Origin of the sequence: Chryseobacterium sp. P1-3 (assembly GCF_000738495.1) — a bacterium.
GTDB classification, from domain to species: Bacteria; Bacteroidota; Bacteroidia; order Flavobacteriales; family Weeksellaceae; genus Chryseobacterium; species Chryseobacterium gallinarum.
The window spans coordinates 1-10,526 of sequence record NZ_JPEQ01000028.1; the positions used below are offsets into that span (position 1 = coordinate 1).

Annotated in this window: 7 protein-coding genes and 1 pseudogene; 3 read left to right on the forward strand and 5 right to left on the reverse strand. The window is 35.1% G+C overall.

Going from position 1 to position 10,526, the window contains the following annotated elements; translation table 11 throughout:
* Positions 1-371: 371 nt before the first annotated feature.
* From cas2 to cas9, 3 genes and pseudogenes are all read right to left on the reverse strand, one after another.
* The gene (gene cas2 / locus HX13_RS21395; RefSeq protein ID WP_050022725.1) at positions 372-710 is read right to left on the reverse strand and encodes a CRISPR-associated endonuclease Cas2; all 339 of its coding nucleotides are present in this window, start codon (positions 708-710) and stop codon (positions 372-374) included.
* Positions 707-1,600 (reverse strand): type II CRISPR-associated endonuclease Cas1, encoded by an 894-nt coding sequence (gene cas1 / locus HX13_RS21400; RefSeq protein WP_050022726.1) that lies wholly within the window; start codon positions 1,598-1,600, stop codon positions 707-709. Before cas1 ends, cas2 begins: the two co-directional genes overlap by 4 nt.
* A 9-nt stretch (positions 1,601-1,609) precedes the next feature.
* Positions 1,610-5,819, reverse strand: a pseudogene (gene cas9, locus HX13_RS21405) (type II CRISPR RNA-guided endonuclease Cas9).
* A 218-nt stretch (positions 5,820-6,037) separates the two neighbouring features.
* Here cas9 and HX13_RS21410 point away from each other — a divergent pair.
* The gene (locus HX13_RS21410; protein ID WP_050022727.1) at positions 6,038-8,161 is read left to right on the forward strand and encodes a Tex family protein; all 2,124 of its coding nucleotides are present in this window, start codon (positions 6,038-6,040) and stop codon (positions 8,159-8,161) included.
* 2 nt (positions 8,162-8,163) lie between these two features.
* Positions 8,164-8,949 carry a PD-(D/E)XK nuclease family protein gene (locus tag HX13_RS21415; protein WP_050022728.1) on the forward strand — a complete coding sequence of 262 codons (786 nt, stop codon included), beginning with the start codon at positions 8,164-8,166 and terminating at the stop codon, positions 8,947-8,949.
* A gap of 93 nt (positions 8,950-9,042) precedes the next feature.
* Here HX13_RS21415 and HX13_RS21420 read toward each other — a convergent pair whose 3' ends face one another.
* Entirely contained in the window at positions 9,043-9,291 is a 249-nt protein-coding gene (locus tag HX13_RS21420) for a hypothetical protein (RefSeq protein WP_050022729.1), read from the reverse strand.
* Between the two features lie 202 nt (positions 9,292-9,493).
* Between HX13_RS21420 and HX13_RS21425 the strand changes: the two genes are divergently transcribed.
* Positions 9,494-10,129, forward strand: a complete 636-nt coding sequence (locus tag HX13_RS21425) for an HAD family hydrolase (protein ID WP_050022730.1) — start codon at positions 9,494-9,496, stop codon at positions 10,127-10,129.
* Between the two features lie 100 nt (positions 10,130-10,229).
* Here the strand turns inward: HX13_RS21425 and HX13_RS21430 are convergent.
* Positions 10,230-10,526: M28 family peptidase (locus tag HX13_RS21430; RefSeq protein ID WP_128572560.1), on the reverse strand; the 297-nt coding region annotated here is incomplete at its 5' end.

Below are 10,526 nucleotides of genomic sequence, written 5' to 3' on the forward strand. Positions count from 1 at the left end.
TCACAGCAAATCGTTTCTAACACATCGATAGTACTAGTTGTGAAGTGCTTTCAAAATTTATTATCTTCGTGATTAGTCACAGCAAGCCGAAGAAATGCGCAGTATGTGGAGGTGTTGTGAAGTGCTTTCAAAATTTATTATCTTCGTGATTAGTCACAGCTTCGAGGTTATTATGTTCGATTTCTCACGAGTTGTGAAGTGCTTTCAAAATTTATTATCTTCGTGATTAGTCACAGCGTTGAAACTCATCTGGCTGATATTCACAAAGTTGTGAAGTGCTTTCAAAATTTATTATCTTCGTGATTAGTCACAGCCTCAAAATCTAATCCGTTGAATTTCAACGGATTTATTATTTATTTAGGATTTAAAAATTAGAATAATTCAAGCTGTTGAAACGTTGGAGGTGGCTCTTCTTTATTTCTGGCAAAAAAGATTTCAATATCTGCAAACTGCTTATCTGTAATACACATAATAGCGACTTTTCCAGCTTTAGGAAGCATATTTTTTACTCTTTTAATATGAACCTCAGCATTTTCACGGCTTGGGCAATGTCTTACATACATTGAAAACTGAAAAAGTGTAAACCCATCATCCAGCAAGCGTTTTCTGAACAAATTGGCATCCCGCATATTTGCTTTGGTCTCAGTCGGCAAATCATATAAAACCAATACCCACATAATACGGTATGCATTAAACCTTTCGGCGTTCATAGTAATTCAGGATAAGAGATCAAACGTTTTTCTCCTGTATAACATTTATAAAGGGAAGAAGCGGTCATTTTTACGGCAATAAGAAGCGGCCTTGTTTTTCCATCAATTCCAACATCTACCGTTGCTATTTTAAGGATATGCGCTTTAAACTCTTTATCCAACTCCTCTGTTTCCGGTTTCCTTTCAAGCCATTGCATCACTAAAAGATCTACAAATGGGCGAAATGGTTCCATAAGATCATCTGCCAGGCAATAAGCATTATATTTATTTTTATGGAAAATCCCGAGAACCGGTAATAATCCTGTTTCTACAATTGCCCTGGCCACTATACTTCTGAGGACAGAATATCCAAAGTTGAAAAACTGATTGGGAGAATCACCAAAACGGGCCCTTAAAAAATCAAGACTGATCAGATATTTCCAGTAATGCTGTGCAGCAATTCCTTCCATATTTGTACTATCACCGCTTTTTACATTTCTATGATATTCTGTCATGGGTTCATAATAGTTTCCCAACCGTCTCAGTACTTCTTTTTGATTTTCAATTTTACATTCAACAGTTTGTTTCCAGAGTTGTTTTTTCAATGGTTCACTGGCTTCCAGCTGATCTTTTACACGATCCGAATGTTCAGTATGCCCATATATGGGAAGCATAATTCCGTGGGGAAGATGATGAGCATCACAACTTATAACAACTACATTATTTCCCATCATTTTTTGAATCAGCTGATGGGAGATTGTGATCTGAAAATGATCCAGCATCAGCAACCCAAGATCCTCTACAGGGATTTTACCCTTCAAATCTTTGGTAGAGGGATCCAGAATATACATCTGTTCATCCTTAAGTTTTAGATAGGCAGGGTTACCAATGTATATAGATCGAGTTATCATAGTAATTATTTAATATTCACCTATTTGTACTATTTTTCCCAAGTGATTCAATCTTACTTTTATAATATTTCTTAGTCCTTCAAGGCTTTTAAGCTGTATATAGGTTATATTCCGCAGTTCTTTTCTCTCTTCAACGGTTGTTTCTAAGTGATGCCTGAATACAAAATCTCTGACAAAAGAATTTCCATACCCAACCTTTGAAATTTTCTGAACTCTAAATAAATGCTTGGATATCCGCTCTAAGTTCCTCTCATCAAGTAGATCAATTTCGTTGGGATCAAAATCTTCATTAGGAAATACAAACATTTCATTCTGTTTCAAAGTCATTAAAAACTTATACCCTTTCTCTCTATTATAGTCTTTATCAATTACAGGCAAACCTTGATTTACTCTTAAAACTGCCTCATAAAATGTAACCATTTTATCATCAAGTTTTTCCTCTTCATCTAAGTAAATAGCTAAATGATGATTATTCCCAGTACTTACAAAATCTCCGGGGATCTTATTTCCATTTTCATCCAGAATTTCTTTACCCAAATGATCTTTTTTAAAGTGTAAGGATTCAGCATTACTCACACCAGTAATCGTTACGGTTTTTATTGCAATTCCTTTTTCTTCATTCAGCCAGATAGGATCTTTATCCAGATTAGAAAATGCTTCTTTTGCATTTCCTTTAAATTGATCAAGACGTTCCTTTAAAATTTTCTTTATACCAAGATCTGTTATTTTTTCCAGATTCTTATAGTCTTTAAAATTATCAGGCGTAACAGATTTCCTAATAGTATACCCGGTCTCGTACCAGGAAAGAGTAACTTTTTCGGGAAGAATATCAGTCTTAGAATCATCCAAGTAAACAGGGTTTTTATTTATTGCATTTTTACCTGAGAATGCCTTTTTAGGATCGTTTCCATATTCCTTCAATCTATTCAGTAATGCATTTCTATGTATTGGATTAACAACCATTAATATAGTTTCATAGTCAAACTTTGCAGATACTTTTTCTTCTCTCGATTGTAGAAATTTCTTGCTGCCATACACCGTTTCTTTATGAAGCTGTCCTCGTGGGGTAAGTTCTGTTTTTTTATGAATCCCTCCTTTTTTCTTAGTCTTATTGATATTTGAGGTTACTACTTTATTTTTAGTTTTATGTGAAACCAATATTTCCTTCAGATGCTGCTTAGCTTCATGTCTGAAACTATTCATTGGAGCCTTAAATCTCCTGGTCTTTGAACCATTTTTTTTTCTCAATGACTTCTGTAATAATATTTTCAATAGCATAAATATTCTGGTGTTCTTTATGCTTTTCATCTTTTCTTGCATTAAGATAATTCAGATACTGAATATGATTTCTGGTAGTGAATGCAACGGTAAGAGCATCCATTGCATGATGACGGTGATCATTACGTTTTGTCCAATCCGGAATGAGTTCTTTCTCTTCTCCTTTTGAATTTCTGACAATTTCTGTTAAACCTAACCTTCTGTAGTTATCAAGATTAAGTTCTTTCATGATATTGACAAGATCCCAATCTTTTCTTAATTTGTCTGTGATTCTTCCTGAAGTGGTTACCACAGAATTAGTAATCTCAAAAAGAATTTCTTTTGCTTTTTTTGCAATATATTGAGTATCTCTCAAATCTCTTTCTATAAATCCATCTCCTATTTCTAATCCTTTTTTCTTTAGCTTTTCATATTTTGCTTTTGAAATACTGCCTTTATCCAATAATTCTTTAATTACATTCAGGAAATGTTCTTCTCTTTCACTCCCTTTATTAGACATAAAATCATACGCAGTCAGATTTCCTTTATCTAAGTTTGACTGTCGTGGAACTAAAACCTTGTTAGAAAAACTATCATCAAAAAACCTTGACTGTGGAATAATATGGTCTATATCATACTTATCTGTAAAAAGATTTTCTTTTTCTATTTTAGTATTAGTATACAGATCTTTATACCCGTTAACGGTAAGTTCCATATATAGTTTGTATCGGATAATATCATTTCTGGATGGATTAACAACACCAAATTCTTGCTTTAAAATAGTTGCATATTTTTGATGAAGGAGTGTGGCTTCATTAATACTCTTCGCCATATCTTCACGCTCCTGTGCACTTTTCTTCAGCTCCCTGGCTAGCTCTATTCTAACTCCATCCAACTTTCCATATTCAGAAATTGTAGCATTCACAAGATTAATCATCTGATTTAAAATCTTTTCAACAACAGGATTTCGTAAAGAATTTTTAGGTAAAACCTCCAATTGCTCTTTTAATTTCCTGTTTTCCAATTCTTCTTTAGTCAAAGAGTGCTTAGAATGATTATACCCAGCAAGAAGACATGCTTCACTATACTTATTATCTTTAATATAAGGGTAAATTCTTCTCATAGCCTTTGTACTCAGGCTCCCATACTCCTGTGAAAAAACAATCGTTGATAAAATCTTGGAGTGTTCTTTTTTAAAGCCAAATTTCTTCTCCAGCAATTCATATAATTTTTCATTCCCTGATGGCGAATTATCCCCTTCGTAAGAATACATCAAATGCCAAAACTGATAAGAAGCCTGATTTTCAAAATCCTTTCCCTCCAATTCTGCATTAAAATCAAGAATGGATGTATTAATAAGATTTGCATTAAAAATCTCTTTTATCATCCCTTTAATCTCGTCAGCAGAAGCTTTCAGTTCAGATAATTTAGCCTCATCCTTATCCTCTTTTATTTTTAAAAGCTCAAAAACATTATAGCCTTGCAGTTCCAGAATTTTCAGAAAAGCATCATATAACTTTTCATTGGTTCTGTTTCCTTCCACAACTTTAAAATTAAGTTTTGCATCTTTCGATTTAAAACCCAAAAGTTCCAGGCATTTTTGTGAAGTAAGATTTCCTTTACAATTCAGCTCATTGAAAAGCAGTTCTTTTTCTTCCGGCTCCAAATACCTTCGTTCATCTTCATTCTTTATTTCTATATTATTGAGAACCTGCCAGATTTTAAATTCCTGAAATAAAGGTGAAGATTTAGGAGCTACTTTCAATCCGACCTTCTTCCTTTTTCTTTTGCCATTTTCTTCAATTTCAATTTCTCTACTTTCAAATTCACAAAAACTTATCAGCCCTTTCTGTGACTTTAGCTTTCTTTGGTAGAAAATAACAATATCACGAACTTGTTCTTTCAATTCCTTAGTCAATTCAGGATGGAATTTTGTCTGTATTTTCCAGATCTTTTCAAACTCATCCTGATAGTCTTGCCGGTAAAACACCTGATTTTTCAAACGGGTATGAGGATTCGCTGAAAGCTCTTCAAAAAGATATTCTCCTATTGTTTGTCCGTTAAAATATAGTTTTTTACTTCTATCACTGATCGCACCAAGATATCCACTGGAATTATTAAGATTATTATTAATTTCCGCAATTACATATGCCACTTCTTTAACATCCAATGGCTGAGAAAGAGTCTCTACTCGCCACTGATAAGCCTGAATCTTTTTCTCTTCCCGTGTTCCTTTATTATCGGCAGTGTAAATTTTATAACGATTCAGAAAAATAGCGGCAGTTGCTCTCTGTCCCTTTCCTTCAAGTTCTTTTTTAAATTCATCGGTTAAAATATCAGGATGATATTGTTTTTGAAATTCCCAAATACGATCCAATTCATTTTGAAGATCTGATCTGTAAAAATCCGGAATCTGTTTTTTCCCTCTTTTTAAAAGATCATAGGCATATTGACCCGGGGTATAATTTTTCTCATATAACTCCTTCGCTACTGATAATCCGTCAATAGCTTTTCCCTCATCATCATTTTGGACTTTTCTGTTGCTTTTGTATCCTCTTTTTTTATTGATCAGAAGAAGAACCCTTGCCAGTTCATCCAGTTCTATTCTTTCTCTGGCCGCTTTTGCTCTTAGATATTGCGTCTGGAAAGTAGTGTTTTTACCTGTTTCAGCCAGAACAGCATCGTTTTTTATGATTTTATAATGAATTAAAATCTCTAATAATTTTTTTCTTCTCAGTTTAAAACGCTGAAGGTTCCTACGGGCGCTTCTCGCTGAAGTACGTCCGGCATTAGTTGTAATAGATTTACCTTTTTCAAAATTGGTTTTCTCATCTATTGTTAAAGGATTAACTCTTACTCCTAATTTTATAATCTTGTTATTTTCCGGATTTTTCACATCTTCCTCTACAAGAGCCCAGCCTATAGAAGAAACTCCTAAGTCGAGTCCTAAAATTCTTTCCACCATAGCAGTTTGTTATTAGTATTTCATAAATGTAAGAAGAAAAAAAGAAAACCATTTACGGTTTCCCGTATTGTATTTTGATTTTGATTTTATATCTTTGATTGATAAATTTTGAAAGCACTTCACAATAAGGATTATTCCGTTGTGAAAACATTCAAGGCGGGGCAACTCGCCTTTTTCTTTTTAAACCCCTATTTTAGCTATCCGAAAACCAAACAATGACAACCGTAGCATTTATACAGAAGCAGCTCGATATTTCTGAGAAGAGCATCAGCAATACTTTACAACTATTAGCAGAAGACTGCACCATTCCTTTTATTTCGCGTTACAGGAAAGATAAAACCGGAAACCTGGATGAAACCCAGATTGAACAGATTTCAAAGATCAGCAAACAGTTTGAAGAGATTGTAAAAAGAAAAGAATCTATTTTAAAATCTATAGAAGAACAAGGAGGCTTAACGCCTGAGCTTCAACAAAGAATAGAGGACAGTTTTGATATTCAGGAACTGGAAGATCTATATCTGCCTTTTAAAAAGCGTAAAAAGACCAAAGCAGACGCTGCCAAGGAAAAAGGTCTTGAGCCTCTGGCAAAGATCATTATGAGTCAAAAAAACAATGATCTGCAGTTTCTGGCTTCAAAATATCTGAATAATAATGTCCCTTCTGAGGAAGATGCCCTTCAGGGAGCCAGGGATATTATGGCCGAATGGATCAATGAAAATATGTATGTCCGTAAGAACCTGCGTCGTTTATTCCAACGTAAGGCGGTTATTAGCTCTAAAGTGGTAAAGGCGAAAAAAGATGAAGAAGACGCTCAGAAATTCTCCCAATATTTTGAATGGGAAGAAAACCTCAACAGAACTCCTTCTCACAGGCTTTTAGCAATGTTGAGAGCGGAAGCGGAAGGCTTTGTAAAAACCAATGTGGCAATTGACAAGGAAGAAGCTATTGATTTTATTGAAAAAGCTATCATCAAATCTGATAACGAAAGTTCTGCACAGATTGCCCTGGCCATAAAAGACAGCTATAAAAGACTTCTGGAGCCGGCTATTTCCAATGAAGCTTTACAGGAAGCGAAAGAAAAAGCGGATAAAAAAGCGATTGAAATTTTTTCTGAAAACCTGAGCCAGCTGCTTTTGGCTCCGCCGTTGGGAGAGAAAAGAATCCTGGCTATTGATCCTGGTTACAGAAGTGGCTGTAAAGTAGTTTGCCTGGATGAAAAGGGAGACCTGCTTCATAATGAAACCCTCTACCCTCACGCTCCTCAGAACGAAAGCGGAATGGCGATGAAAAAAATCCGTTCCATGGTCAACGCCTATAATATTGAAGCCATCTCTATCGGAAACGGAACAGCAAGCCGTGAAACTGAATTCTTTATTAAAAAGATCGCTTTTGACAGGCCCATTCAGGTTTTTGTGGTTTCTGAAGCCGGAGCATCGGTATATTCTGCAAGTAAAATTGCGAGAGAAGAATTTCCCACCTATGATGTAACAGTTCGCGGAGCGGTTTCCATTGGAAGAAGACTATCTGATCCGCTGGCAGAACTGGTAAAAATAGATCCTAAATCTATTGGTGTCGGACAATATCAGCATGATGTAGACCAGACTCAATTAAAAAACGAACTGGATTCTACCGTGATGAAATGTGTAAACTCTGTAGGCATCAATTTAAATACAGCCAGCAAATCATTATTAAGCTATGTGTCCGGAATTGGAGAAAAAATGGCTGAAAACATCGTGAATTACAGGGCTGAAAACGGTGCTTTTGAAGACAGAAAACAACTGAAAAAGGTTCCTAGACTTGGAGAAAAGGCCTTCCAGCAGGCAGCAGCGTTTGTAAGAATTGCCAATGCAAAAAATCCGCTGGATAATTCTGCGGTGCATCCTGAAGCGTATGGTATTGTAGAAAAAATGGCTAAAGACCTGGGCATTACAACCAATGAACTGATAGCCAATAAAGAAAAAATCGCCCTGATAAAACCGGAAAACTATATTACCGGAGACATTGGAATCCTGGGCATTAAAGATATTTTAAAGGAACTTGAAAAACCTGGATTAGACCCGAGAAAAGCTGCCAGAATATTCGAATTCGATCCCAATGTAAAAAGTATTAAAGATCTGAAAGCAGGCATGATCTTACCGGGAATCGTTAACAATATTACAGCTTTCGGATGTTTTGTGGACCTGGGAATCAAAGAAAGCGGATTGGTTCATATTTCCCAGCTGAAAGACGGATATGTATCTGATGTGAATGAAGTAGTGAAGCTCCATCAGCACGTTAAGGTAAAGGTAACAGAAGTGGATGAGGCAAGAAAAAGAGTACAGTTGAGCATGATTTTATAAATATGAGTAATACGCAGTTATCACAAATAAAAGGTTTATTGGAAAATGTATCTGTAATTTCAAAAAAATACCATGATATAGCTCAAATCCGTGGAGAAAATTTCAACATTTTTTCAATCATGAGTATGGAAACAAATGAAAGATATACCCATTCTGCAATGATTGGTGAATTATTAAATCCTAGAGGCTCTCATGGACAGGGTTCTGTCTTTCTAAAATTGTTTTTTAAGGAGATAGAATGCTTAAAGCCCATCCATCAATTTAATTTTGAAAATGCTAAAGTAACGGTTGAAAAATACCTTGGAAGTATAGACCTTGAAAGAAAAACAGGCGGATATATAGATATTATTATTGAAGATGGTAACAATACGATCATCATTGAAAATAAAATTTATGCCGTTGATCAGGTATCTCAACTTGAAAGATATAAAAATCATTACAAACAGGCAGTACTGCTGTATTTGAACCTTTATGGGAATGAACCCTCCGGTAAAAGTAAGGGACAATTAGAAGTCAATAAAGATTTTTATTTGATAACTTATAAAAGTCATATTAAAAACTGGCTTGAAGAAAGCCACCAGCAGGTTGTTAATCAACCTGTCTTGAGAGAAACCATTAAGCAATATTTACATTTGGTAAAAAAGTTAACCAACCAGACCATCAATAATGATATGAGTGATGAAATAAAAAAGTTTATTATTAAGCGATTTAAAAAAGCGCCAAGGAAATCTCAGATAATTTTCATTCTGCAAAAGCTGTCATTCTTAATAAAATCAGAGACGGGCTAAAAAAAAGAGCTGGAAAAAATATATGAAGACAGATACTATTTCTTTGAAAACCATAACAGAGCAGAAGAAAAGAACTCACACATTTGGTTTAGTTTAAAAGATTACAAGGAAGATGATAAACAAATTATCTGCTTCGGACTGGAATCTTTCAGTGGCTATAGCAATAATCAAAATGACCTGTTCATTGGAATACTGGATTTTTACAATAGTTATCAGATACTCTTTAAAGAATATTTTCCCGATATGAAAATCAGTGGATGGTGGAGAGGTATAGAGAGCATCGGAAATTTTGAATCTTATAATATTGATTTTTCTGATATTGATTTTCTTCAGTTTTTGCATGATAACCCATTTAAATTACCAGAGCTTATCCGGGTTATTACAGATAAAACAATGGAGTACATCAACCGTCATGAGAAAACACTAATCACTATTCTTTCATTATCAAGAAAAATAAAAGAAACTCAATTCTAGCTTCCTTAAAAAAAGTGAGCCTATTATTAAATATTACAAACAAGAACATAACACCTAAACAAAAAATATATTGAATTACAAGAATTTAATTTTCGATCTGGACGGAACCTTATGGGATTCAAGAGCGACCATCATCAAAATATGGAATGATGTTTTAGCTAAACATAACCTGCTACGGGAAGAGATGAGACCCGAAGATCTGGATCAGTATATGGGACTTCTTACAGAAGATATTATCAGGGATATTGTTCCCGGTATTTCCGATCAGCAGACAGAGCGTATTCTTACTGAAGTTTCGGGATATGAAAATATCGCATTGCGTCAACACGGTGGTGTTCTCTACCCCGGAGTCGGAGAAACGCTTCAGCTTCTTGCCGGTACCCATGATCTTTTTATTGTCAGCAATTGCCAGGATGGATATATTGAAGCCTTTTTAGACTATTATAAGTTTAACCCTTTATTCAAAGACTTTGAGTCTCATGGCCGGACCGGAAAACCGAAATCGGAAAATATCAGGCTGATCATGGAAAGGAATGATATGAACCCTGAAAACTCGGTATATATAGGTGATACTCAAACGGATTATACTTCCGCTCTCTATAATAATCTGCCGTTTATATTCTGCAGCTATGGTTTCGGACAATTAAATACTGCAGATTACCAGCCTTTTATCTCACAGTTTTCAGAAATTAAGCTTCACGTTTAATTGTAACACGGATTTTTACTGTAAAATATACTTAAAGTGACCGCGCTGCTTCTGTTCATGAAGCAGCCGCGGACATGAATCATTACTATTTAATTGTTATTTATAATCTTTTGTAGCTTCTTCTCGGCTCTTTAGCTTCCGGCCATTTTATTGTTTCCCCTTTATCATCCTGAGGCATTACTCTTTTCTCTCTATTGGCAAATTCCGGATCTTCAGAAGCCATATAAGCCAATGCTGCAGTCAAAACCACATTGTTTTTTACCTCGTCGAAAACAATTTTATCATAGGTATCTTTTGTAGTATGCCATGTATAGCCGAAATATCCCCAGTTCAAAGAACCTAAAGAAATTCCCGGTACTCCAGCCGCTACAAATGAGGCATGGTCAGAACCTCCACC